The organism is Janthinobacterium paucivorans, from assembly GCF_051380805.1.
GTDB classification, from domain to species: Bacteria; Pseudomonadota; Gammaproteobacteria; order Burkholderiales; family Burkholderiaceae_D; genus Janthinobacterium; species Janthinobacterium lividum_D.
The window spans coordinates 60,120-84,471 of record NZ_JBNYXR010000007.1 but is presented as its reverse complement, the minus strand read 5'-3'; the positions used below and the strand labels follow the sequence as shown (position 1 = coordinate 84,471).

Here is a 24,352-nt window from a genome sequence, read left to right as displayed (position 1 = left end):
AATGTTTTGCCTGCAATAATTCATCGAAATTTAATATTTTGCAGAATTTGTGCAATGCAAAAGAACGCAAAAAAAGCCCGTAGAAACGGGCTTTGTCAAATTGTGACGCAGTGCTGGGCAGACCGTTTGCCGGTCTGCTGCTGGCATCCTGCCTGGCATCGGCTTACAAGGGCTGGAACACGCCGGCGGCGCGGTTCTTTTGCACATTGTCCCAGGCGAAGATCTGGCCGTTCATGGCAACGTACACGCCTGCTGGCAGGGTTTGCGCCACGCCACAGGCAAAGCCGAGATTGAACAGGGCATCGGAGTTCTCGATTTCGTAGGGAATCATGGCGCCCGTCAAAATCACCGTTTGCTGCAGGTTCGCCGCGCCCAGCACTTGCGCCGTTTCGCGCATAGTGTCGGTACCGTGGATAATAACGATGGCTTTTTCCTGTGCCGCGCGGCACGAGGCCAGTACGCGCTGGCGGTCCGCATCTTGCATGTCGAGCGAGTCCAGCAGTGGCAGTTGCTCCAGTGCCACGGGTGCCGTCATGCGCGCGCGGGCAATTGCTGCCGGCAAATGACTGTCGGAAAAGCCCAGGGTACCGTTCAATTCGTTGTAGTGTTTGTCGAAAGTGCCGCCAGTGGCGAGTATGCGCAAGGTCATGATGTGGTCACGATGTCAGTGGAGAATGACGCGCATGATAGCGTGGATTGTGTGCCTTGCGTGAACGGCGGGTGCACTGCTGACCGTTGCAGATTGCAACTGGAAAATTTGACCATCTGTGAGTACACTGGTTTCTTTGTTTGTCTACCGCCACGACTCTGTATGAAAGCGCTCGCTCCCGGCACCGTCATTTTTCACCGCCACCGCGGTTACGGTGTGATCACGGCCGTCAATCTGCTGACGGGCTGGATTGCCGCCCGTTTCGGCAGCGAAGCGCGGACCCTGGACCTGAACCTGTCAACCGATGATGTGCAGTTTGCCGATGGCGAAGCGATCCTGTTTCGCCGCGCGCCGCCCGACCGCATGCCGCACGCGCGCCTGATGGCCATGGTGCGCGAGTTGCACCAGGCCGGATATCAAAAACTGTATCTGTATTGCTGGCCGAAACCGTCGGGCCTGCATTGGCGCTGGCATATATTTACGGGGCCGCGCGACTGGATGCAGCGGCCCTGGCGCGAAGGCTGGTATGGCTCGGGCGCCGATTACAACGTCAACCCTGTGATGGGCTGGGGCGATACGCCCGGTGCCTCTACAGGCGAGCTGATCGACGCGCTGGCCCGTTTCGACCCGCAGGGACTGGCGCAGGCGCTGGGGCGCGACGAGGACCATACCGACTGGTTTGGCCGCGTCTGCGACGCCTTGTTGCCCAGTTACATGTACAGCCTGGACATGCAGCGCACCCCAGGCGAGCCCTTGGCCGACATGCCGTCCGTGCCGGTGGTCGCCGTGCGCGCCGGCGTGGTGCCGTATGCTGGCGCGGACATCGCCTGGCCACCCGGCTGGTCCGGCCTGTGGCGCGGCAGGCACGTGTTGCCGGCACCCGCTATTCGCATCACCGGCGAGCCAGACCTCATCAAGGGTTTTCAGCGCTCCTGACACCCCTGTCGCGCGTGTTGCAACACCTCGGGATTGAGCAGGCGCGTGCATTGACCTTGCGTAAAATCGACGATGTTTTGCAAGGCGTAGCGGAAATACAGTTCATAACTGTCACGCTCGACGTAGCCCAGGTGTGGCGTGGCCAGCACGTTCGGCAGCCGCAGCAAGGGCGAGCTTGGCGGCAGCGGCTCGTCCGTAAACACGTCCAGCGCCGCAGCGCCCGGGCGACCCAGCGGCAACGCCGCTTCCAGCGCCCCTTCAGCCACCAGTTCGGCGCGGCTGGTGTTGACGAACAGGGAAGTCGGTTTCATGCGCGCCAGGTCTTCGGCCGTGACCAAGCCCCGCGTCGTGTCGGACAGCCGCAAGTGCAAGGTCAAGACGTCGGCTTGCTCAAAGAAGGCTGCGCGTGAGGTCGCGGCCGTATCGCCAGCGGCCACGGCCGCCGCGCGGCTCGCTTCGCTGCCCCACACGAGGATGCTCATGCCAAAGGCGCGGCCATAGCCTGCGATCAATTGACCGATCTTGCCGTAGCCCCAGATTGCCAGGGTGCGCCCCTTGAGTACCGTCCCCAGCGTATTGCGCGCGGGTTCCAGCGACGACGTTTGCCACAGCCCTTCCTGTAAATGTTGCGCGTACGGCACGATCTTGCGCTGCGCCGCCATGATCAGCGCCCACGTCAGTTCGGCCGGCGCCGTGGGCGAGCCCATGCCTTCCGCGATGGCAATACCCAGTTCGCTGGCGGCCGCCACGTCGATGTGTCCGCTGACCTTGCCCGTTTGCGAAATCAGTTTCAGATTCGGCAGCTTCGACAGCAAGGCGCGGTTGACACTGCTGCGTTCGCGGATCAGTACCAGCGCGTCGAACGGCGCCAGGCGGATCGCCAGCTGGCCCAGGCCCCGCGCCGTATTGCTAAATACTTTGACCTCGTGGCCATCGAGCAATCGGAAACAATCGAGGCCGCGCACGGCATCCTGGTAATCATCGAGTATGGCAATTTTCATGGTGGATGGCCGATTTAGGTAAGGATTTGGTAGGGAAATAACAGGATACGGGAAATGCTGAATAGCCTACTACATTAGTCGGACTATTTTCCTACATTTTTGCGAAAATAGCTGTGACTCGGGTGTACAATCGCCGGCACTTTTGACGCTTCCTGAGTATAGTTATAGCGCAAACTATTCCCGCAGCCTGAATGCATGATCCAGGTAAACGACACCAGAGCCCTGCCTGCGTGAAGACGCCGCCCGCAGTGAGCCGCAGCCACCTCTCAATGATGCTGCCTGTCTTGCCGGAATGACCAGAATTTCTTTTATTGGTATTGGAGGTAATATGAATCAGCCCGTCATGAGTGGCGTCGCCGCACTCAACGTCCCAGCTTATATTAAACAACAGAAACTGATCAACTGGGTGGCCGACATTGCCGCACTGACCAAGCCGGAGCGCATCTATTGGTGCGATGGTTCTCAGGAAGAGTACGAGCGCCTGTGCTCTGATATGGTTGCCAGCGGCACCATGAAAAAACTGAATGCGGAAAAGCGCCCGAATTCCTACCTGGCCTGCTCCGACCCGAGCGACGTGGCCCGCGTCGAAGACCGCACGTATATCTGCTCGGCAACGAAAGAAGCGGCCGGCCCGACGAATAACTGGACCGAGCCTGGCGAGATGCGCCAGACCTTGAACGGCCTGTTCGATGGCTGCATGCGTGGCCGTACCATGTACGTCGTGCCATTCTCGATGGGCCCGCTGGGTTCGCCGATCGCGCACATCGGCGTGGAACTGTCCGATTCGCCGTATGTCGCCGTGAACATGAAGATCATGACCCGCATGGGCCGTGCCGTGTACGACGTGTTGGGCACCGATGGCGCATTCGTGCCGTGCGTACACAGCGTGGGCGCGCCGCTCGCTGCCGGCCAGCAAGACGTGAAATGGCCGTGCAACAGCACCAAATACATCGTGCATTTCCCGGAAACGCGCGAAATCTGGTCCTTCGGTTCGGGCTACGGCGGCAACGCCTTGCTGGGTAAGAAATGTTTCGCTCTGCGCATCGCCTCGAACATGGGTTACCAGGAAGCGCAAGCGTCCGACGACAACCCGGGCTGGCTGGCCGAACATATGCTGATCCTCGGCGTGGAATCGCCGGAAGGCAAGAAGCATTACGTCGCGGCAGCATTCCCCTCGGCTTGCGGCAAGACCAACTTTGCCATGCTGATCCCGCCGGCAAGTTTTAACGGTTGGAAAGTGACCACCATCGGCGACGATATCGCCTGGATCAAGCCGGGCGCCGATGGCCGCCTATACGCGATCAACCCGGAAGCCGGTTATTTTGGCGTGGCGCCGGGCACCAACGAAAAAACCAATTACAACTGCATGGCCTCCATGCGCGACAACACCATCTTCACCAACGTAGCGCTGACGGACGATGGTGATGTCTGGTGGGAAGGTTTGACGAAAGAGGCACCAAGCCATTTGATCGACTGGCAGGGCAAGGACTGGACGCCAGCGTCCGGCACCAAGGCGGCGCACCCGAATGCGCGCTTCACTGTTGCCGCTACGCAAAACCCGGTGATCGACGCTGCCTGGGACGATCCGGCCGGTGTGCCGATTTCGGCCTTCATCTTCGGCGGCCGCCGCTCCACCACCGTGCCGCTGGTGACGGAAGCGCGCAACTGGGTCGAAGGCGTCTACATGGCCGCCACCATGGGTTCCGAAACGACGGCTGCCGCCGTGGGCCAGATGGGTGTCGTGCGCCGCGATCCATTTGCCATGTTGCCATTTATCGGCTATAACATGAGCGATTATTTCCAGCACTGGCTGGACATGGGCGTCAAAGTGGGTAAAGTCAACCCCGCTGCCCTGCCGAAGATTTACTGCGTCAACTGGTTCCGCACCGACGAGGCCGGCAAGTTCGTCTGGCCTGGCTTTGGCGATAATATGCGCGTGCTGAAATGGATGCTGGAACGCATCGAAGGCAAGGCAGGCGGTGTGGAAAACCTGTTCGGCACGACGCCGCAGTATGGCGACCTGAACTGGGATGGCTTGCCGTTCACGCAAGAACAGTTCGACACCATCACTTCGATCGACAAGGCTGCGTGGGTGGAAGAATTGACATTGCATACACAGTTGTTTGAAAAACTCGCGTATCATCTGCCGCAAGAATTGGCAGATAACAAGGCTGCGCTGGAAAAGCGGCTGAGTGCATAAAGTTTAGTAGTGGGGGAGAAACACGCCGGCAAAGACTGGCGTGCGACAAATGACACGCCGGCAATGACTGGGGTGCTAGCAAAAAGAGAAACGGCGCGGATTGCATCAGCAATCCGCGCCGTTTTTTATTGCGCTGCCGCCGTTACTGCTTCAGCAGCGGCCCCAGGTATTTACCCGTCACGCTGGCCGGGTTCAGGGCCACTTCTTCCGGCGTGCCCGTGGCGATGATCTGGCCGCCACCGGCACCGCCTTCAGGGCCCAGGTCGACGATCCAGTCGGCCGTCTTGATGACGTCCAGATTGTGCTCGATGATGACGAGGGTGTTGCCCTGGTCGCGCAGGCGGTGGATGACTTTCATCAGCAAGTCGATGTCGTGGAAGTGCAAGCCTGTCGTCGGTTCATCGAGAATGTATAGGGTGCGGCCCGTATCGCGCTTGGACAGTTCCAGCGACAGTTTCACGCGCTGCGCTTCGCCGCCCGACAAGGTGGTGGCGCTCTGCCCCAGCTTGATGTAACCGAGGCCCACGTCGAGCAGGGTTTGCAGCTTGCGCGCGATCAAGGGTACGGGCTTGAAGAATTCATGCGCTTCTTCCACCGTCATGTCCAGCACTTGTGTGATGTTCTTGCCCTTGTATTGCACTTCCAGCGTTTCGCGGTTGTAGCGCTTGCCGTGGCAGACGTCGCACGGCACGTAGACGTCGGGCAAGAAGTGCATCTCGACCTTGATCACGCCATCACCCTGGCATGCTTCGCAGCGGCCGCCCTTCACGTTGAACGAGAAGCGTCCAGCGCTGTAACCGCGTTCCTTGGCCGTCGGCACGGTAGAGAACAGATCGCGAATCGGCGTAAACAAGCCCGTGTAGGTTGCCGGATTGGAGCGTGGCGTGCGCCCGATCGGCGCTTGATCGACGGAAATGACCTTGTCGAAATGTTCCAGGCCGCTGATCGATTCGTGCGGTGCCGGCTCCGTCTGCGAACCGTACAAATGGCGCGACAGGGCCGGGTATAAAGTATCGTTGACCAGCGACGATTTGCCCGAGCCGGACACACCCGTGACGCAGGTCATCAAGCCTACCGGCAAGCTCAGCGACACCTTCTTCAGATTGTTGCCCGTCGCGCCAGTAATGAGCAGCTGCTTTTCCGGATTGCTGGCATGGCGCTTGGACGGTACAGCGATTTTCAGCTTGCCATTCAGGTATTGCGCCGTCAGCGATTTCTTGTTTTTGAGAATGTCTTGCAGCGTGCCTTCAGCGATGATTTCGCCGCCGTGCACGCCAGCGCCTATACCCATATCGACGATGTAGTCGGCCGTGCGGATGGCGTCTTCATCATGCTCGACCACGAGCACGCTGTTGCCGATGTCGCGCAAATGTTTGAGCGTTTCGATCAGGCGGTCATTATCGCGCTGATGCAAGCCGATCGACGGTTCATCGAGCACATACATGACGCCCGTCAAACCGGAGCCGATTTGCGATGCCAGGCGGATGCGCTGCGCTTCGCCACCGGACAGCGTGTCGGCACTGCGGTCCAGCGACAGGTAATCGAGGCCCACATTGTTGAGAAATTTCAGGCGCGAAATGATTTCTTTTACCACGCGGTCGGCGATTTCTTTTTTTGCGCCCGTCAGTGTCAGCGTTTCAAAGAACTCCAGGGTTTCGCGCAGCGGTTTTCCCGCTACTTCATAAATGGCGCGCTGCTGCTTGCCAGTGCCGACCTTGACGAAGCGCGCTTCCACGCGCAGGCGCGCGCCATCGCATGAGGGGCAGCATTTTTCATTGATAAACTTGGCCAGTTCTTCCTTCACGGCCATCGAATCGGTCTCGCGGTAGCGACGCTGCAGATTGTTGACCACGCCTTCGAACGTGTGTTCCTTGACGACGGTGCGGCCCCGTTCGTTGACATAGGTGAACGGAATCACTTGCTTGCCGGAACCGTACAACACGGCTTGCTGGGCATTCAATGCCAGTTGCTCGAACGGCATGTCCAGGTCGAATTCGTAATACGCGGCCAGGTTCGACAGCATCTGGAAATAAAACTGGTTGCGGCGGTCCCAGCCCTTGACGGCGCCTGACGCCAGCGACAGGTTCGGGAACGCGACGATGCGTTTCGGGTCAAAGAATTCAATGTGTCCCAGGCCGTCGCACTCGGGGCAGGCACCCATCGGGTTGTTGAACGAGAACAAACGCGGTTCCAGTTCCTGCAGGGAATAGCCACACACATTGCAGGCGAATTTATTCGAATATACGTGTTCCTGCGCGGTATCCATTTCGTAGGCAATGGCGCGGCCGTCGGCCAGGCGCAGCGCTGTCTCGAAACTTTCCGCCAGGCGCTGCTTGATTTCCTGGTTCACCTTGACGCGGTCGATGACGACGTCGATCGTGTGTTTTTCCGTCTTCTTTAATTTCGGCAGATCATCGACTTCATAGATCTTGGCCGCATGCGTGCCGCTCTGCACGCGAAAGCGCACGAAGCCTTGCGCCTGCATTTGCTCAAACAAGTCCACGTGTTCGCCCTTGCGGTTGGCGACCACGGGCGCGAGTATCATCAGCTTGGTGTCTTCCGGCATGGCCAGCACGGCATCGACCATTTGCGACACCGACTGGGCGGCCAGCGCGTTTTCCGGATGGTCGGGGCAGTAAGGCGTGCCCACGCGCGCGTAAAGCAGGCGCAAGTAATCGTGGATTTCCGTCACCGTGCCCACCGTTGAGCGTGGGTTGTGCGATGTTGCCTTCTGTTCGATGGAGATGGCCGGCGATAGGCCCTCGATCAGGTCGACATCGGGCTTTTCCATCAATTGCAGGAACTGCCGCGCGTAGGCTGACAGCGACTCGACATAGCGGCGTTGACCTTCCGCGTACAGGGTATCGAAGGCCAGCGAAGACTTGCCGGAGCCGGACAAGCCGGTAATCACGATCAGCTTATTGCGCGGCAAATCGAGATTGATATTCTTGAGGTTATGCGTGCGAGCGCCGCGAATGCGGATCTGTTCCATGTGATTGCCTTGCTTTCAGTAAGTGGTGCGGCCGGCGCATTGTGCCTGGGTGCGGATGAAGAGCCACAATGGGTCAACTTGTTACTATAGCCGGGTTTTGCTCTGCATGCCTGAGGCGCCCGTAGGCGGATTGCGTGGCCAGACGAACGTGCCCCGACAAAGTTTGATGCAGATACATACCGACGTTTAAACACTGTATATAATACCAGTATTCAAGTTCCTTGTTTTCCCTTGCCGTGAAAAAAACGTGCCGCCGCATGGTAGCTGGCGTCCATTAGAAAGCGGGTGCTTTGCACCGCGTGGTCGCTTATAATCCTCGTTTAGTACACTAAACTACCGCGCGGGACACCGGCTCCCGCTGCAGTTCATCAGGAGTTATTCATGGCATCAGTCAACAAAGTCATCATCGTCGGCAATCTGGGCCGTGACCCGGAAATCCGCTACATGCCTAGCGGCGACGCGATCGCCAACATCGCCGTGGCCACTTCGTACAAATCGAAGGACCGCAACACGGGCGAACAAAAAGAATTGACAGAGTGGCACCGTATCTCATTCTTTGGCCGCCTGGCGGAAATCGTCGGGCAATACCTGAAAAAAGGCTCGTCCGTCTACGTCGAAGGCCGTCTGCAAACCCGTAAGTACACGGATAAGGATGGCGTCGAGAAGTACGCAACCGACATCATCGCGGAACAGATGCAAATGCTGGGCGGCCGCTCCGGCATGGGCGGCGACGCCGGTGGTGGCGATGAGAGCTATGGCGGTGGTGGCGGCTACGACGCGCCTGCCCCACGCCAGGCGCCTGCCCCACGTCCAGCCCCGGCACCGGCGCCACGCCCGGCACCGAAGCCAGCGCCGAACTTCTCGGACATGGATGACGATATTCCGTTCTAAGTAGACCGTCCTGATGCTTTCTGTCAGACACTGCTCATAAAAAGCCTGCTTCTTCAGTGAAGCAGGCTTTTTTTTGGCGACGTTCTCCTTACGCATAGAATAGGTGCTACATGCGGGTGTCATGAATACCAGGCCCATCAGCAGCAGTCTGGCGCGGATGGGCAGGTGACGAGGCAGCATATGCAATGTCGCGATCAACGTGGATAAAAACCAGGCGATGGCCGTGCCGTCGATCTTATGCCAACTGCTGCCATGCGCTTGTACGGCAGCGGGCATGACCAGTATGCCTCGGCTTGATTGCACAAAAAAACGGTCGCGCACTCATCGAATGCGCGACCGGTTTGCGTTGGCTCAAGCTTGCATTAAAGCCTTAATTGAAACTGACTTCCTTGCGGTTATCGCGCGAGACGCGATCGATCATCTTGTTATACGGATCGACGCCCACTTCAAACGGTTTGTCCTTGACCGTGATGGTGATGAGCGGGTCGCGGCCCGACAACACGCGCTTGTCCGTGAACAGGACTTTTTCATCCTTTTCCTTGCCATCCGCCGGGCGCGCGAAGATGGCGATTTCCACCGGCTCGTCATAAGCGCGTGGGCTTTCCTTGCCCTTGCCGTCGGACTCCAGCTTGGCCAGATGCAGCTGCATGGTGACATCCCACTGGCCATCGGGGCGTTTCACGGCGCTCGCTTGCGTGACACGGTTATCGTAAAAGACGATTTTCTCGAACAGGTCCGTGATCAGCGCCTGCTTGTCCTGCGGTGCTTCGGCGCGGATGTAGGCCAGCAGTTCGCGCGCGGTGGTGAAGGGTGCCTGCTGGTAGCCCTTGTCTTGCAGATAGCGTTTCAGGGCACGGTTCAGCGCTTCTTCGCCGATGTCGTCACGCAGGCGGTAAAACACCAGGCTGCCCTTGTTGTAGTGGATGTATTGCTGTCCCTCCACGCGCGCCAGCGGCTGTTCCTCGATGGCTTCGCCGCCGCGCCCGCTAAGGTAGCGGTCCAGTTCATAGCGCAGGAAGCGGCGCATTTTATTGCGGCCGTATTCCTTTTCCATCACCATCAGCGCCGAGTACTGCGACAGCGATTCCATCAGCATGCTGGCGCCCTGCACGTTGGCGCCGATCACCTGGTGGCCCCACCACTGGTGCGCCATTTCATGCGCCGTGACGTAGAACACATAGTCGATATCGTCCTTGTCGCGCAGGTCGGCGATGAAACCGATGCCTTCCGAGTAGGGAATCGTGTTGGCGAACGATTGCGCGAAGCTCTGGTAGCCGGGGAACTCCAGGATGCGCACCTGCTTGTGCTGGTAGGGCGTGAACTGGGTGCTGTAGTAGTCGAGCGACTTTTGCACGGAGGTAATCATGCGATCCGTGTTGTAGCCATGCTTTTTATCGAAATAAATTTCGATCGGCAAGCCCTGCCACGCGCCTTTTTTGACTTCCCAGCGCGCCGACAGGTAGGCAAAGAAGGGCAGCATCGGCTGGTCCATCTTGTAGCGATAATAGCGGCGGCCATCTTTTTCCCAGCTTGCCTGCAGGTAGCCAGGCGCCAGCGCTATCTGCTCGCCGCTGGTCGAGACGGTGGTGTCGAAATGGACCCAGTCGGCATCGCCTCCCAGCACCGTATTGCCATACGCGGACGCATCTTCCAGCTTGGCCATGCGCTGCGGTTCGCCCAGGCCCCGCTTGCGCCGCTCATTGCGGTTCGTCAATTCCATGTCCTGCGCATAGCCGAAGTGGGGAAAGAAGGCATGGTTGTTGAAGAAGCTGCCGTTCAGGTTGACCTGGTCCGGCGCGCCGTCGTTGGTGAAACCCTGGTGCGTGAGCTCCACCGTGAAGTCTAGCGGCAGGGTGGCAGCCGGCGCCAGGGGCTGGGCCAGCTTGAGGATACTGAAACCGAGTTCCTTGTCGTCCAGCATCACCTTATGCTCAGGCAAGTTCAACCAGTGCGTTTCCAGATCCGGGTTGCGCTGGATGCGCAGGGTGTCGAGCGGCTGTGCTGTCTTGTTTTGCAGCACGTAGTGGCCCTTGATCAACACTTTACGTTGTTCAGGATATATATCCACATCGGCCTGGACATCGGTAATTTTTGGCTGCGGCAAGTCCTTGTATTGTTTGTACAATTTCTCGTAGCTGGCCTGCCTGTCCATGCTGATGTTCGATGGCACGTACTGGTTTAGCACATTCGTGTTGTAGAAGATCCAGCCACCGGTGCCTGCCCAGCACAGCATGACTGTGGCCAGCGCGGCGCCGGCGCGGCCGTTCAGGCGTTGCCGCGCAAGGCGTACGCGCGCGCGCCAGTCGGCGCACAGGCCGCGCACCCAGAACGCCTGCGCCAGCATCACCAGCGCGACGGTAAACAGGCTCCAGTACAGCGCGAACCAGGCCCAGCCCGTCAGGAAGTGGCCGTAGCCATTCATGTCCGAATACTTGATGGCCGGCATGCCGCCGAAGGCGTACAGATTGTGTTCCAGGTGCAGCATGCTCAGTACGGCTTGCGCCACCATCAGCAAGATCACCAGCAAATAGCCGATGAACTTGTTATTCGACAACACTTGCAGGCTAAGCGCGCACAAGCCCATCAGCACAAAGAAGAGGGCAGCGAGCAAGGTGCCTTGCAGATACAGGCCCAGTTCCACGGGGGCGCCGCCCTTGACGAGCTGGAAGCCAATGGCCGTGATGACGCCTGCCAGCAGGTAGCCGGCGATGACGCCGACCAAGGCCGTGCATTTGGCCAGCAGGGGCACCCAACTGGGCACGGGCATGGCATCGCTGACGTCGGCGATCTTCACTTGGCGCTCCTTGAAGATCAGTTCGCCCGCATAGAAGGTGACGATGATGATCAACAGGAAGCTGAAGCTGTCGCTAATACTTTGCAACATCAGGTGCGTCATCGGATACACGGCCGTGCCATACATGTTCTTGGCCACGCTGGAGCCGGCGACCAGGTTGAGGACGCCGAATAGCAGCATGACGAGGAAGGGCAGGCTCTTGAAGACGCCCGCTGCGTCGAAGCGCAGGATTTGCCACCACTGGCGCCAGGCTGTCGCCGCGGTAAACGTGGGGATGCTGCGCGGCAGGTGCAGCGGCGCGGCGACGGCTGGCGCGCCCGCCTGTGCCTTGTGCTTGCCGAACAGGCGCTTGCCAGTGCCCGTGCGCTGCGGCTTGAAGAGGAGCACGGTGGCGGCAAACAGCACGACGGTGATGCCCAGCCATAGGGCGCGGTTGGCCAGCAGGTAGCCAGATAGGGGCGGCAGGCTGGCATTCGACTCGGCGGCAGTGAAGTAGCGCGTCATGCGGCCGAAGGCGCGCACGCCGAACGGGTCGAGCAGGACGGCATACCATTCATTGTTGATGTCGCGCGTAAACACGCCGGCCATGGCCCACAGCACGAAAAAGCCCAGCACGCCCACATACACAAGCATCATCGAGCGCGTGGTAGCGGCCAGCAGCATCAGCAGGGCGCCGATGAAGAGCAGGTTCGGGATGACGATGACGGCAAAGCTCCAGGCGTAGGTGTGCAGCGAGAAGGCGCCCACGCGCTGCGCATCGACCCAGGGCATGATGGGACCGAGCATGGTGGCCAGGGCAATGGCGATGAAGATCACCAGGCAGGCGGCAAAGCCGGCGGCGAAGCGGCCGAACAGGTAGTCCCACTTGCGCATGGGCGTGGCGAACAGCATGTCGGCCATGCCGACTTCGCTATCGCGCAGCACGGCGCCGGCGATGAAGACGGTGACGAGCAGCATCGCCAGCAGGCTGAAGATGCCTAGCATCTTCGCCACCACGGTGGGGGCGTTGCGGTTGATGTTGCCGATGGCGCCGCCGATCTGCACCGAGTCGCTGGTGGTGGCGCCAAAGGCCATCAGGGCCAGGATGACGGCAAACACCCACAGCAGTGGCTGTTTCAGCTGATAGCCGAGGTCAAACTTGAAAAATTCCTTCCACATGGCGGCCCCTTATGCGGCGACTGCGACTGCGGCCGGCGCGGCGGCATCGGGGCGGGCAGCGTTGCGCACGTGCAGGAAGTACACGTCTTCCAGGTCGGCGGCGATCTGTACGAAGCCGCTGTCGGGCTGGCTGTCGGCAAACACATTGATTTGCGGCTTGCCGCCCACCAGGCGCGTCGACAGCACGTTCAAGGTTTGTTGGTAGTGCGCCAGTTCTTGCGTCGTGACGCTGCGGCGCCAGACCTTGCCGTGCAAGGTGGCTATGGCCGCCTGCGGCTCGCCCTGCACCAGCACCTGCCCCTTGACGATCATGGCCATGCGCGGGCACAGGTCTGTCACGTCGTCGACGATGTGCGTCGACAGGATCACTACCACTTGCTCGCCGATCTTCGCCAGCAGGTTCAGGAAGCGGTTGCGTTCGTCCGGGTCCAGGCCCGCCGTGGGCTCATCGACGATCACCAGGCGCGGCGCGCCCAGCAGGGCCTGGGCGATGCCGAAGCGCTGGCGCATGCCGCCCGAATACGTGCCCAGGTTGCGCTTGCGCGCTTCCCACAGATTGGTTTGTTGCAGCAAGGCTTCTACGGCTTCCTTGCGCGGGCCCTTTTCCGTCAGCCCTTTCAAGACGGCAAAGTGGTTGAGCAAGGTTTCCGCGCTGACCTTCGGATACACGCCGAAATCCTGTGGCAGATAGCCGAGTTGGCGGCGCAAGCCAGCCTTGTCCTTGAGCACGTCGAGGCCATCGAAATGGATGCTGCCGCTGTCGGGATCTTGCAATGTGGCAATGGTACGCATCAGCGAAGACTTTCCTGCGCCATTCGGTCCCAGCAAGCCGAACATTCCGTTGGGAATTTCCAGGCTGACATCGTTGATGGCCTTGACGCCATTTGCATACGTTTTGTTCAACTGTTTGATCGATAGCATGTGCAGCACTCTCCAGAGCTTGGGTCTAAAAAAGCCGGCAGATATCCGTCTGCCGGTCTGTGGAAGGCGATCGCCCTTGTTTTCTGTCAACCGCGATGGCGGATGTTATTTAAAGGAAATAATATATAAGCAATTGGAAAAAAGTAATCTTTTTGCGACCGGAGGCGGAAAGACGGGCATGAAATGCCCCAGTTGGGGATGAGTGACGGTGATAAGATCGCCTACCGGCTCGACGTAACGCTGACAAACGGTTTTTATGGATGCCATACACAAGATCATCGCCTTGTGCACCATTGCCGCAGGCGAGGAGGCGGCATTGGCGCCGCTGTTTAACTCTACTGTTATGACACGCCTGAAGCGGTGAGGCGCGGCTGGCTGATGGTCGTTATGACGTGTGCGATGCGGGGCTGGCGTCGTCTGTGCATGCAGCGGGCCACACTGCCAGCTGGATCAAGGTCGATGGCGAACTGGCGGGCTTTTTCCTCACCGAGCCTGGCATGGCGGGCGGACTGGCCGTGCAGGAATTCAGCGACTTTTTTGTTCTGAAGAAACACCGACGCCGGGGCGTGGCGCTGGAAGTGGTGCGCAGGGTGCTGCTGGGCAGCGCGCAGACGTGGCTGGTGGCGATGTTTCGCGCCGATGCGCATGCGTGTGCCTTCTGGCAGCAGGCGTTTGCGCGCCTGCCGTTTGCCAGGATCGAGACCCACGATGAGCCTGCCTTGCCGCAGTTTCAGCGCTACCTGCTGAAACCGGCGGCCTGAGTTGGTTTAGAAGCGTACTTTCACATACGCCGACGGTCCCGCCAGGCGAATGTCCAGGTCGGCATCGCGTTCGCTGTCGCGGTGCAGCTTGATTTTCGAGATGCCGTAATCGGCCACGAAACCGATGTTCTTGAACGGAAACCATTCCACGCCGATATTGCCACCGTAGATGTGGCCGTTGATGCGCCCGCCATTTTTCTTGATGCCCGACACTTCCGCATACATGCGCAAGTCCGGCGTGAAGGCGTGGCGCCAGCCCACTTCCAGCAGCGGCGCGAACGCGTGCTCGCCGATGGAATCGCTCGCCGTGGCTGTTGCGCCATTGACGACGCCGGTGGCCGTGCCGTTCAGGCTGGCGTGGTAGTAGGCGGCGCCCAGGCCGATGCCGAAGCTGTCGTTGCCGCTACCTAGCCACCATTGATAGGCCAGCTTGGCCAGGTCCAGCTGTAAATCGGTATGTGCCGTGGCCGTGCCTGTGACGGGCTGACCATTGATGATGGTCGCGCCCGTCAGGCTAGGCGTGTAGGATTTGTCGTAGCGGTAGTAGTCGAACGCCAGGCCATGGCGGTCGCCGATCAGCAAGTCTGCCTTGATGCGCGGGATGGTGGTAGGGCTGGACTTCGATTCGGGCGCGTCGATGCGGCCGAACTGTGTGTCGGCGCCGATATTGATGCGCGGGTCGGCGTAAAACGCCCCCACCGAGAGACTGACACGGTCTAGCGCCGGCGAAGGCTCGGCCCGCGCCGTGGCGCTCGCCATGGCCATGCCCAGCATGCCCAGCAGCATGGTGCTGCGCAAGGCGAGATGCTGAAAACGGGGGCGTGACAGGCGGGCGGGGACGGACGCAACAAACATAGGACTACTCCTCGAAAAGATGATGGCTGGGCCGCGACGCTGGTGCGGCCTATGGATGTAATGCAATGAGGAAATGGTAGCAATGCTGACATGTGAATTACGTAGCCGCACGGCGCAAGTTGCCGTCGGATTTGTCCTACCACGCGTCACAGCTGCTATTTAAGCCTTGCCAGCTTGCGTCTGCGCCACGCTGTGCTGCTCGTGCATGACACCCCAAAAAGCGACCTCGTGCATTTTCTCGACAGCGCCACGCCGCAAGGCAGCCGCGCGGCCACGCCGGATGCGGTGGCCGAACGCGGCATTGATCCTGTACGGCCACACGCACATGCCGCGCCGGCGACGCCTGGCCGATCGGCGGCTGATCGTCAACTCGGGCAGCGCGTGGGCTTGCAAGCCTACGACGATGAGCAAGGCTATGCGCACTGGCCGTATCGGCGTGCTTACCTGAACTCTTCGGCCACCAAGTTGTACTTTTGCATCTTGTGATACAAGGTTTGTTTCGGCAAGCCGAGCACTGCGCTCACTTCGCTGACGTTGCCTGAATAAGTGCGCAGTTCCTGCTCGATCAGTGCGCGTTCGAAGCCGTTGACCTGTTCCGCCAGCGACAAGGGACTGGCCTGGCCGCCTGCCAACAGGCTCGAGGCGCCGCCGGCGATGCCCAGCACGAAGCGGTCGGCGATGTTGCGCAGTTCGCGCACATTGCCGGGCCAGGAATGGGCCATCAGGTTGCGCATTTGTGCGCTGGAGACCACGGGCGCGGCGCGGTTGTAGCGGGCGGCCGCGGCCAGCACGAAGTGCTCGAACAGGATCGGAATGTCTTCGCGCCGTTCGCGCAAAGGCGGCAGATGCAGCACGATCAGATTCAGGCGGTAGTACAGGTCGCTGCGGAATTTCTGCTGCTGCGACAGGTCTTCTAGATCCAGCTTGGCCGCTGCGATGACGCGCACATCGACGGGCGTGGGCACGTTGGAGCCGAGCCGTTCGATATAGCGTTCCTGCAGCACGCGCAGCAATTTCACTTGCAGCGACAGGGGTAGGCTTTCGATTTCGTCGAGGAAAAAAGTGCCCTGGTCTGCGTGCTCGATCTTGCCCACTTGGCGCTTGGCCGCGCCCGTGAACGCGCCCGGCTCGTGGCCGAAGACCTCGCTTTCAAAAATGCTCTCAGGAATCGCGCCGCAGTTGACGGCGACGAAGTTGTGCTTGCGGCGGTGGCTGAAGTCGTGCAGGCAGCGGGCCACCATTTCCTTGCCTGTGCCCGTATCGCCATAGATCAGCACGTCGGCCGGTTCGTTTGCTACGTCGAGTATCAGGCGCCGTATGTCGCGCATCGCCATCGAATTACCCAGTAAGCGCGCCTCGATGCCACCGCCGTCTTCGAGCTGGCGGCGCAGCTTATGCACTTCCAGGGTCAATCGCCGCGTTTCCAGCGCGCGCAGGATGACGTCGACCAGTTGCTCGGATGAGTAGGGTTTTTCGATGAAATCGTAGGCGCCCGTGCGCATGGCGTGTACGGCCATGGTGATGTCGCCGTGGCCGGTAACGAGGATCACGGGTAGGTTGGCATCGAGCGTCTTGATCGCTTGCAGCAATTCCAGGCCGCTCATGCCGGGCAGGCGCACGTCGCTGACCACGATGCCGGGGAAATCCGGCGTCAGCAGTTTATACGCCAGCTCGGCCGAGTGGAATGCCAGCACGTCCAGGCCGGCCAGCTGCAGGGCCTGTTCGCTGCCTTCGCGTACGGTGGGGTCGTCTTCGACCAGCAATACCTTCAAGCCGTCAAACATGTTTTTCCTCCTGCGTTGCAATCTGTAGTTCGATGGTGAAGACGGCGCCGCCGCCGGGGGCGTTTTCGGCGCGCAGCAGGCCGCCGAACTGGCGCGTGATTTGGTCCGAAATGGCCAGACCCAGACCGAGTCCCAATCCTTGCGGTTTTGTCGTGAAGAACGGTTCGAACAGGTGCTCGTACACTTCCGTCGACAGGCCCGGCCCCGTATCGGCTACATGGATCAGGACGCGCTCCGGCGTGCATTCGACGCACACGCGCAGGCTGCGCACGTCGCTGCCGTTCATGGCGTCGAGCGCATTGGCGTACAGGTTCACCAGCACCTGTTCCAGGCGGTTGCTTTCGCACATGGCGAAAATGTCTTCCGGCGGCAGGTGCAGGGTGAAACGTACATTTTCAACCTGCAGCCGCCGTTCGACCAGAAACAGGGCGTTGCTGATTGCCGTGGGAATCGAGACGGACGTCAGGCTGGTGGTCGACTTGCGCGCAAAAATCTTCAATTGACCTGTAATGGTTCCCATCCTGGCTGCAATTTGCGAAATCTTCGCCAGATTGCGCCGCGCATCGTCGAGCCGACCCCGTTCGAGCAGGATGACGGCATTGTCAGACATGGTACGCAGCGCCGTCAGCGGCTGGTTCAATTCATGCGTGATGCTGGCTGACATCTGGCCCAGCACAGCCATCTTGCCAGCCTGAAACAGTTCATTTTGGGTGATGTGGAGTTTCTGCTCAGCCTTGCTGCGCACCTCGATTTCTTGGCTCAGGCTTTGCGTCATGGCATGCAGTTCTGCTGTGCGTTCTTCGACCATGGCTTCCAGGTTGTCATAGGCATGCTGCAGGTCTTCGCGGGCACGCAATTTTTGCGTCACGGCTGCGCGGCGCTGGCGCAGGTAAAAGAACAGCAGCATGAAAAAGCCCAGTAGCACGCAGGAGAAAGCTGCCGCCGCGCGCGCGCTGGCCTTGGCCTGCGCCAGGTCGGACAAATAGATGAAGGTCCAGCCTTGCGGGGACTTGAGCTTGATCTGCGTCATCACGCTCGAACTGGTCTTCGTTGGCTTATCGGCGTGTTCCTGTTCGCGCACGCTGATCACGCGCGCCCCATTGCCCAGCTGGCGGTCGGAAACGAAGGGGATGGCTGCCAGCTGCTTCGAGTAATACTGGCGCGTGCGCTTGAGCTCTTCGACGACGGCGGGTGACAGCGGCGCCAAGGTTTTGTACTTCCAGTCCGCCATGGAGCTGAGGAAGATCACGCCGTGCTCATCGGCCAGCATCACCTTGTCGGCACCTTGCACCCAGCGTTTTTCCAGGGTTTCCAGGTTCACCTTCACCGTTGCCAGGCCCAGCATGCGTCCATTCTGGTAGATGCCGTGGGCAAAGAAGTAGCCGGGCTCCAGCCGTGTCGTACCCACGCCGTAGAAGCGGCCCGGCGTGCCGCGCAGGGCATCCTGGGCGTAGGGACGGAAGGAAATATTGTCGCCGATAAAGCTGTCGTCTTGCTGCCAGTTGCTGGCGGCCCGCGTGTTACCGTCGAGGTTGCTGATGAAAATCGTCGATGATTTCGCCTGGGCATTCATCTGCTCCAGATAATGGTTGACCGTATCGACCAGCGCCGGGTCTTCCGGGTGCTGCAGCAAGCGGATGACGTCGCGGTTCAGTTCCAGGGTCTTGGGCAGGAAGTCGTATTTTTCCAGCGCATTTTCCAGGCTGCTGACGTACACCTCGAGGCGCTGCGCGCCGCTCGCTTGCAGCTTGTCGATGGCGATACGTTCGGTCCAGAAATACACGAGCCAGACGGTGGCCAGGCAGGCGGCCAGCACCACGCCCCAGGCCAGCGTTTCGCGGGCCGAGCGTTGCGACAGGCGCTGGCGCCAGGAAAGGGAGGGTTTATTACTGCTATGCATAAAATCAGTTGCCAACTTGCAAGAACCCACAGTATCGCATTTAAGTAATTGCGGAAATAAAAAAGCCGCCGGATATGCATCCGGCGGCCTGCGCTGTCACTAGCCGCGATTAGAAAGTATGACGCATGCCCAGGTTAAAGCCGCTGGTGCCGGTGCCATCGTCGGTGGCATTGCCGACGACGAAGGTGGCGCCGTTCTTGTTGCTGATGTGACCGTAACCGGTGTACAGGTCGCTGCGCTTGGACAGGGCGTAGAACGCGCCGATGGCCCACTGCTGGGCGTCACGGTTAGCCTTGCTCTTGTCGTTGTGACGGATGTACGACGCGACCAGTTTGGTGGCGCCGAACGGGGCGCTGAAGCCAACGAGGATGTCGTTGCTCTTGCTGCTGTCGATGGCGCGGTTGTCGGCATAGCCGAAGTTACCTTGCAGCACGCCAAAGTCATAGCGCGTGGCCAGCAGGGTGTTGCGCTTTTGCTTGGCCTGCAAATCTTCCGCGCGGTGGTGTGTCAGGGTCACGTTCAGCGGGCCGTCGATGTAGTGCATGGCACCGCCCATGCTGCGGTTTTTTGCATTGTCGCCGGGGACTTCGCCAAAGCCATACGCCAGTTCGCCCGACAGCTTGTTCCAGGTCGGCGTGCTGTATTGCAGCATGTTATCGACGCGGTAATTCGTCGCCATAATGTTCGACGCCGTGCCAGCGAGGCCGATGACAAACGGATCGGCCACGTCGCGCAGGGCCAGGTAGTACGGAGAATACTGGCGGCCCAGCGTGACGGCGCCGGCGCTGCCGGTCAGGCCGACGTAGGCTTGGCGGCCGAACAGCCGGCCGCCCTGGCCCGAGGTACCGGTATCGATATTGAAACCGCTTTCCAGCACGAAGGTGGCTGCCAGGCCGCCACCCAGGTCTTCCTTGCCTTTGAAGCCGATGCGCGAACCGGAGGCCACGCCCGAGGCGACGCGGTTCACGCGATCGCCGGCCGCGTCCTTGTCGAACACCAGGCCCGCATCGGCCACGCCGTAGATGGTGACGCTCGATTGCGCCAGGGCACCGCCGGAAGCTGCGCCAAGGGCCAGCAGGGTAAACAGGATTTTTTTCATGAAAATCTCTCTCGTAAGTTGGAATGACTACTGATCGCACTATCTGACTGCTTGTTACTCAACATGGACAACAATGGCCCGCTTGTGGCGGGCCATGGCGCTATCAGGCTTTGCTAGCGTGGTCAGCTTCGCCCCAATGGCTTTCCGTGTTCTGGTTGGCGGCGTTGGCCGCAGCTGCTTCTTCTTCGGTGGCCAGGCCACCTTCCCACTTGGCGACGACGGCCGTGGCGACGGCATTGCCGACCGCGTTGGTGGCCGAGCGACCCATGTCGAGGAATTGGTCGACACCCATCAGCAGCAGCAGGCCCGCTTCCGGAATATTGAACTGGTTCAGGGTAGCGGCAATTACCACCAGTGAGGCGCGCGGCACGCCTGCCATGCCTTTCGAGGTCAGCATCAGCAGCAGCAGCATGGTGATTTGCGTGCCGACCGACAGGTCGATACCGTAGGCTTGCGCAATGAACAGGACGGCAAAGGTGCAGTACATCATCGAGCCATCGAGATTGAAGGAGTAGCCCATAGGCAACACAAAACTGGAAATCTTACGGTCCACGCCGAACTGATCGAGCGCCGTCAGCAATTTTGGATAAGCCGCTTCCGAGCTGGCCGTCGAGAATGCCAGCAGGAATGGTTCGCGGATCAGGCCGACGAGCTTGAAGACGCGCGGGCCGATGACGATGAAGCCGGCACCGATCAGCAAGATCCACAGGCACAGCAAGCCCAGGTAGAAGCCGCCCATGAACTTGGCAAACGTGACCAGTACGCCCAGGCCGTGGGTGGTGATGACGGAGGCCATGGCGGCGAACACGGCCAGTGGGGCCAGGTTCATGATGGTGCCGGTGATGCGCAGCATGACTTGTGCCAGCTGATCGACAACGGCCGTCAGCGTCTTGCCCGATTCGCCCAGGCCGGCCAGTGCGCCGCCGAAGAAGATCGAGAACACCAGCACCTGCAAGATTTCATTGTTGGCCATGGCTTCGATCGGCGACTTCGGCACCAGGTGCGTGAAGAAATCTTTCAAAGTGAAGGCCGCCGTTTTCAAATTGGTCGAAGCGTGTACGTCAGGCAATGGCAAGCCCAGGTTGGTACCCAGCTGCATTATGTTCGACAGTACCATGCCCAACGCCAGCGAAACGAGCGAGGCAACGACGAACCAGCACATGGCTTTCAAGCCGATGCGGCCCGCTGTCTTGCCGTCGCCCATGTGGGCGATACCGACTGTCAGGGTGGAAAATACCAGCAGCGCAATGATCATCTTGATCAGGCGCAAGAAGACATCGGTGACGATGGAAATATTGCCAGCGATCTGAGCGCTGAGCTTGGCGTCGGGGAAGGCAGTATTGCATCCATAACCGACGGCAATGCCGAGGATCATGGCAATCAGGATGTACAGGGTTAATGGCCGTTTCTTTTTCATGTGGACTCCTCCGGTGAAGCGCCGCTGTGAGCGGATTATTGATTGCGAGCAACTCAAGCTTGGAGTCAATATTTCTCAGAAACAAGCCCTTGCGTACTAGCGATTATTTGCAGCAAAACCTGTACATAGCAAAGGATATGCCTGAAATGCTTCTTTCGGATCTAACTTCTTAAGTTGTTGATTTAAGTGAGCTTTTTTGTTGTAAGGATGTTGCAGCTTAGGCTGCTTGCGCGAAATATTGGACGCGCTCAGGCATCGCTGTATGACTTTTCATACGTTAGTGGCGACAGGCTGTGCCTGCGCCAAAAAGACAAGATTATCAGGACAATAAAAAAGCCCCTCCGAAGAGGGGCTTGGTATGGCGCAATACGTGTTGTATCGATCTTAGAACTTCATATTCGCCGTCAGGCTGAACGAACGCGGCTGGCCCGGGGTGTAGCGGAAGCCAGACTTGTTGATGGCTGCCACATAGGTCTTGTCGGCCAGGTTGTAGGCGTTCAACTGCAAGTCGAGGTTCTTGTTGACGCTATAGGTTGCCATGGCGTCGAAGACCCAGTACGCATCCACGCGGGCCGGGGTGCCGACGGCGCCATCGATGCCGCGCAGCATTTCTCCCACGTAACGCGCGCCGCCGCCGATTTTCAGGCCAAACGGCAGGGTGTACGAGGTCCAGCTGCTGAACGATTGTTTCGGCGTGTAGGTGAGGTTATTGATGCCGCTGGCAGTGACGCTGGCGACTCTGTTCGACTCGATCCGGGTGTTCATGCGCGCATAGCCGGCGCTGACCAGCCAGTTAGGCATGACTTCGCCGACCATGCCGATCTCGATACCCTGCACGCGCTTCTTGCCAGTCTGATAGTAGATTTTGTCGACGGGATCTTGTTCCACTTCATTCTTGACGGTGGTCTGGTAGACGGCGGCCGACAACGACAGTTTTTGTTTCAGGAAGTCCCACTTGGTGCCGATTTCCTTGGTGATGGTTTCCTGTGGGTCATATTTCGGGTTTTGTGCGCTGCTGGCGCCGGCGCTCAGGGTAAAGTTAGTGCCCGGTGGCGCTTTTGACGTGGCCAGCAAGGCATATACGCTGCTGTCCGGCGTCGGCTTGTACAGGGCCGAGATCTTGCCGTTGGCTAAGGTATCGCTGAGGGTCAAATGGGTGGGAATCGGCGTGCCCACTGGCAATGTCTGTACCGCAGGCGCGGTCACGGCTGTTTGCAAAGCGACGGCGTCATAGGTGGTGTTGAAATGGTCGAAGCGCGCGCCGCCGTTGAAGATCCACTTGTCGCCGAACTTGATGGTGTCGAAGAGATACACGCTTTGCGTGTTGAATTCGCCTTGGGTGAAGGCGCCGCTGCGCACGGGATTGCGGCCGGTGACGGTGTCATGCGGGTTTGGATTGTACAGATTGGCAGCTGGCAAGGTACCCAGGCTGGCGGCGACATAGCCGTAGTTGGTCTGCTTTTCGCTGGTGAACTCGGCGCCGGCCACCACGGAGTGCTTCAGCACGCCCGTGTCGAATTGTGCGCTGACCACGGTTTGGTTGGTCAAAATCGTATTTTCCTGGTCCTTCACGGTGGGCAGCGAGCGTGCCAGGGTCCAGCTCGACGGATCGTTGGCGACCGGCGTTTTCAGGTTGGCGGTGTTGCCCATGAAGGCTGTCAGCAGGTAGTCTTGCTTGGTCTTGCCGTAGCGCGTGGTGTTCTGGATTTGCACGTTGGGCAAGAAATCATGGTCGATGCGCAAGGTGCCCATGTCGGCCTTGATCTTGTCGTAATCGGCGACGGAACCGTAGAAATTCTTTGGATCGACGCGCGCTGCGCTGTTCAGGAAGGTACGTACGACCGGATTCGTCTTCGAGACGGTGTCCGGCGTCGAGTAGCCTGGCAAGCCGATGGTCGGCACGAGGCCGTCGGGTATATTGTCCTGGTCCACGTGCAGGTAGCTGGCCGTGACGCGCGTTGGCTTGCCGATGCCGAAGGTGACGGTCGGTGCGAAGGCCCAGCGTTTGTTGGTGACTTCATTGCGCGACGGGCTGCCGCTGTCTTGCGTCATCAGGTTCAGGCGCATGGCCGTGCCCGTATCGCTGTCGAGGACGCGGTTCACATCAGCCGTGGCGCGCTTTTGCTTGCCGCTACCGGCTGTCAGCAGGGAGTTGAACGAGTTCTCCATGGTGGCGGTCTTGCTCACCAGGTTGATCGAGCCGGTAGGCGAACCGCGGCCGCTGTCCGTGCCCGCAGGGCCCTTGAGTACGTCGATCTGTTCGATGTTGAAGACGTCGCGCGAGATGGAACCCACGTCGCGCACGCCATCGACATAGATGCTGCTAGACGCATCGAAGCCGCGCATGTAGACGGCGTCGCCGGTGTTGGTGTTACCGTTTTCGCCGAGGAAGAAGGTGCCCACGCCCGGCGTGCTGCGCAGCGCATCCGTCAGGGTCAGCGCGCCTTGCTGCTCGATCAATTCTTTCTTGATGACGACGATGGTTTGCGCCGTATTGACCAACTCTTCCGTGTATTTTGGCGACGAGGCTTTTTCAGCCTTGAAATCATTTTCCTTGGAACCCACGACCTTGATTTCGTTCAGGGTTTGCTGCGCTGCCGGGGCACTCTGGCCGGCCGGGTCGGCCGCCTGGGCGGCGACGGGCAGCAGCATCACGGCCAGGGCGGCGCCGAGGTGCTGGTTGAAGCGGGTAGGGGCGTTTTTGCGGCTCTTGATTGCCATATTGCTCTCTCGATAAGTTCAGGGTAGTGGTTCCTGGCTGGCTCTGCGACGCGGTGTTGGCACGCGGGCAAGTGGCTGGCGACGGAGACGGAATAGACATATTGTAATAAATGGGAGTCGTTTCGTAAATGAGAATCGTTATCAGTATCGTTTACGCAACGGATTGGCGATGCCGCCAAAAAAAATACCCGCATGGCGTATGAGTGCTTGCGTTGCTGGCCGGCCGCTGCTATATGCGCAAGCCTCCTGGCGCGGGAGTATCGGGGGAGTATC

16 protein-coding genes are annotated in these 24,352 nt (G+C 59.6%); 5 read left to right on the top strand and 11 right to left on the bottom strand.

Annotated features, from left to right (window positions below; genetic code table 11):
• Positions 1-163: 163 nt before the first annotated feature.
• Entirely contained in the window at positions 164-649 is a 486-nt protein-coding gene (locus tag ACQ4V8_RS10715) for an asparaginase domain-containing protein (protein ID WP_010402055.1), read from the bottom strand.
• A 162-nt stretch (positions 650-811) separates the two neighbouring features.
• Here ACQ4V8_RS10715 and ACQ4V8_RS10710 point away from each other — a divergent pair, with 162 nt between their 5' ends.
• On the top strand, positions 812-1,585 hold the full coding sequence (locus ACQ4V8_RS10710; protein WP_436571438.1) for an L-asparaginase: 774 nt from the start codon (positions 812-814) through the stop codon (positions 1,583-1,585).
• On the opposite strand, the gene ACQ4V8_RS10705 is transcribed toward ACQ4V8_RS10710, so the two are convergent.
• Entirely contained in the window at positions 1,573-2,586 is a 1,014-nt protein-coding gene (locus ACQ4V8_RS10705) for a D-2-hydroxyacid dehydrogenase family protein (RefSeq protein WP_436571437.1), read from the bottom strand. The two genes, ACQ4V8_RS10710 and ACQ4V8_RS10705, sit on opposite strands and share 13 nt — an antisense overlap.
• 328 nt (positions 2,587-2,914) lie before the next feature.
• On the opposite strand from ACQ4V8_RS10705, the gene ACQ4V8_RS10700 reads away from it, so the two are divergent.
• Positions 2,915-4,786, top strand: coding sequence for a phosphoenolpyruvate carboxykinase (GTP) (locus tag ACQ4V8_RS10700; RefSeq protein WP_010402052.1), 1,872 nt, complete (start codon positions 2,915-2,917; stop codon positions 4,784-4,786).
• A gap of 142 nt (positions 4,787-4,928) precedes the next feature.
• Here the strand turns inward: ACQ4V8_RS10700 and uvrA are convergent, their stop codons facing one another.
• Entirely contained in the window at positions 4,929-7,778 is a 2,850-nt protein-coding gene (uvrA, locus tag ACQ4V8_RS10695) for an excinuclease ABC subunit UvrA (protein ID WP_436571436.1), read from the bottom strand.
• Positions 7,779-8,159: 381 nt separating this feature from the next.
• Here uvrA and ssb point away from each other — a divergent pair, with 381 nt between their 5' ends.
• On the top strand, positions 8,160-8,669 hold the full coding sequence (gene ssb, locus ACQ4V8_RS10690) for a single-stranded DNA-binding protein (protein ID WP_010402050.1): 510 nt from the start codon (positions 8,160-8,162) through the stop codon (positions 8,667-8,669).
• Between the two features lie 370 nt (positions 8,670-9,039).
• Here the strand turns inward: ssb and ACQ4V8_RS10685 are convergent, their stop codons facing one another.
• A complete protein-coding gene (locus ACQ4V8_RS10685) occupies positions 9,040-12,621 on the bottom strand; it encodes an ABC transporter permease/M1 family aminopeptidase (RefSeq protein ID WP_436571435.1) in 3,582 nt (1,193 codons plus the stop codon).
• A gap of 9 nt (positions 12,622-12,630) precedes the next feature.
• Positions 12,631-13,542, bottom strand: coding sequence for an ABC transporter ATP-binding protein (locus ACQ4V8_RS10680; RefSeq protein WP_436571434.1), 912 nt, complete (start codon positions 13,540-13,542; stop codon positions 12,631-12,633).
• A 419-nt stretch (positions 13,543-13,961) separates the two neighbouring features.
• Between ACQ4V8_RS10680 and ACQ4V8_RS10675 the strand changes: the two genes are divergently transcribed.
• The gene (locus tag ACQ4V8_RS10675) at positions 13,962-14,303 is read left to right on the top strand and encodes a hypothetical protein (RefSeq protein ID WP_436571433.1); all 342 of its coding nucleotides are present in this window, start codon (positions 13,962-13,964) and stop codon (positions 14,301-14,303) included.
• Between the two features lie 6 nt (positions 14,304-14,309).
• Here ACQ4V8_RS10675 and ACQ4V8_RS10670 read toward each other — a convergent pair whose 3' ends face one another.
• Positions 14,310-15,158, bottom strand: coding sequence for a porin family protein (locus ACQ4V8_RS10670; protein ID WP_010402046.1), 849 nt, complete (start codon positions 15,156-15,158; stop codon positions 14,310-14,312).
• Between the two features lie 201 nt (positions 15,159-15,359).
• On the opposite strand from ACQ4V8_RS10670, the gene ACQ4V8_RS10665 reads away from it, so the two are divergent.
• Complete coding sequence (locus ACQ4V8_RS10665; protein ID WP_157998779.1) at positions 15,360-15,644, top strand: hypothetical protein; 285 nt, start codon at positions 15,360-15,362, stop codon at positions 15,642-15,644.
• On the opposite strand, the gene ACQ4V8_RS10660 is transcribed toward ACQ4V8_RS10665, so the two are convergent.
• The 5 genes from ACQ4V8_RS10660 to ACQ4V8_RS10640 form a co-directional block, all read right to left on the bottom strand.
• Positions 15,599-16,942, bottom strand: a complete 1,344-nt coding sequence (locus ACQ4V8_RS10660) for a sigma-54-dependent transcriptional regulator (protein WP_196856580.1) — start codon at positions 16,940-16,942, stop codon at positions 15,599-15,601. The two genes, ACQ4V8_RS10665 and ACQ4V8_RS10660, sit on opposite strands and share 46 nt — an antisense overlap.
• Positions 16,935-18,842: a sensor histidine kinase gene (locus ACQ4V8_RS10655; RefSeq protein ID WP_010402040.1), complete on the bottom strand. Its 1,908-nt coding sequence runs from the start codon at positions 18,840-18,842 to the stop codon at positions 16,935-16,937. The genes ACQ4V8_RS10660 and ACQ4V8_RS10655 overlap by 8 nt, the downstream gene beginning before the upstream one ends.
• 109 nt (positions 18,843-18,951) lie before the next feature.
• Entirely contained in the window at positions 18,952-19,941 is a 990-nt protein-coding gene (locus tag ACQ4V8_RS10650) for a porin (protein ID WP_010402039.1), read from the bottom strand.
• 103 nt (positions 19,942-20,044) lie between these two features.
• Positions 20,045-21,358 carry a dicarboxylate/amino acid:cation symporter gene (locus ACQ4V8_RS10645; protein WP_010402038.1) on the bottom strand — a complete coding sequence of 438 codons (1,314 nt, stop codon included), beginning with the start codon at positions 21,356-21,358 and terminating at the stop codon, positions 20,045-20,047.
• 384 nt (positions 21,359-21,742) lie between these two features.
• Entirely contained in the window at positions 21,743-24,079 is a 2,337-nt protein-coding gene (locus ACQ4V8_RS10640; RefSeq protein WP_070346056.1) for a catecholate siderophore receptor Fiu, read from the bottom strand.
• Between the last annotated feature and the right edge of the window lie 273 nt (positions 24,080-24,352).

Coding starts and splice junctions, on each gene's coding strand:
- ACQ4V8_RS10715 (WP_010402055.1), bottom strand. CDS start 649: ATGACCTTGCGCATACTCGCCACTGGCGGCACTTTCGACAAACACTAC.
- ACQ4V8_RS10710 (WP_436571438.1), top strand. CDS start 812: ATGAAAGCGCTCGCTCCCGGCACCGTCATTTTTCACCGCCACCGCGGT.
- ACQ4V8_RS10705 (WP_436571437.1), bottom strand. CDS start 2,586: ATGAAAATTGCCATACTCGATGATTACCAGGATGCCGTGCGCGGCCTC.
- ACQ4V8_RS10700 (WP_010402052.1), top strand. CDS start 2,915: ATGAATCAGCCCGTCATGAGTGGCGTCGCCGCACTCAACGTCCCAGCT.
- uvrA (WP_436571436.1), bottom strand. CDS start 7,778: ATGGAACAGATCCGCATTCGCGGCGCTCGCACGCATAACCTCAAGAAT.
- ssb (WP_010402050.1), top strand. CDS start 8,160: ATGGCATCAGTCAACAAAGTCATCATCGTCGGCAATCTGGGCCGTGAC.
- ACQ4V8_RS10685 (WP_436571435.1), bottom strand. CDS start 12,621: ATGTGGAAGGAATTTTTCAAGTTTGACCTCGGCTATCAGCTGAAACAG.
- ACQ4V8_RS10680 (WP_436571434.1), bottom strand. CDS start 13,542: ATGCTATCGATCAAACAGTTGAACAAAACGTATGCAAATGGCGTCAAG.
- ACQ4V8_RS10670 (WP_010402046.1), bottom strand. CDS start 15,158: ATGTTTGTTGCGTCCGTCCCCGCCCGCCTGTCACGCCCCCGTTTTCAG.
- ACQ4V8_RS10660 (WP_196856580.1), bottom strand. CDS start 16,942: ATGTTTGACGGCTTGAAGGTATTGCTGGTCGAAGACGACCCCACCGTA.
- ACQ4V8_RS10655 (WP_010402040.1), bottom strand. CDS start 18,842: ATGCATAGCAGTAATAAACCCTCCCTTTCCTGGCGCCAGCGCCTGTCG.
- ACQ4V8_RS10650 (WP_010402039.1), bottom strand. CDS start 19,941: ATGAAAAAAATCCTGTTTACCCTGCTGGCCCTTGGCGCAGCTTCCGGC.
- ACQ4V8_RS10645 (WP_010402038.1), bottom strand. CDS start 21,358: ATGAAAAAGAAACGGCCATTAACCCTGTACATCCTGATTGCCATGATC.
- ACQ4V8_RS10640 (WP_070346056.1), bottom strand. CDS start 24,079: ATGGCAATCAAGAGCCGCAAAAACGCCCCTACCCGCTTCAACCAGCAC.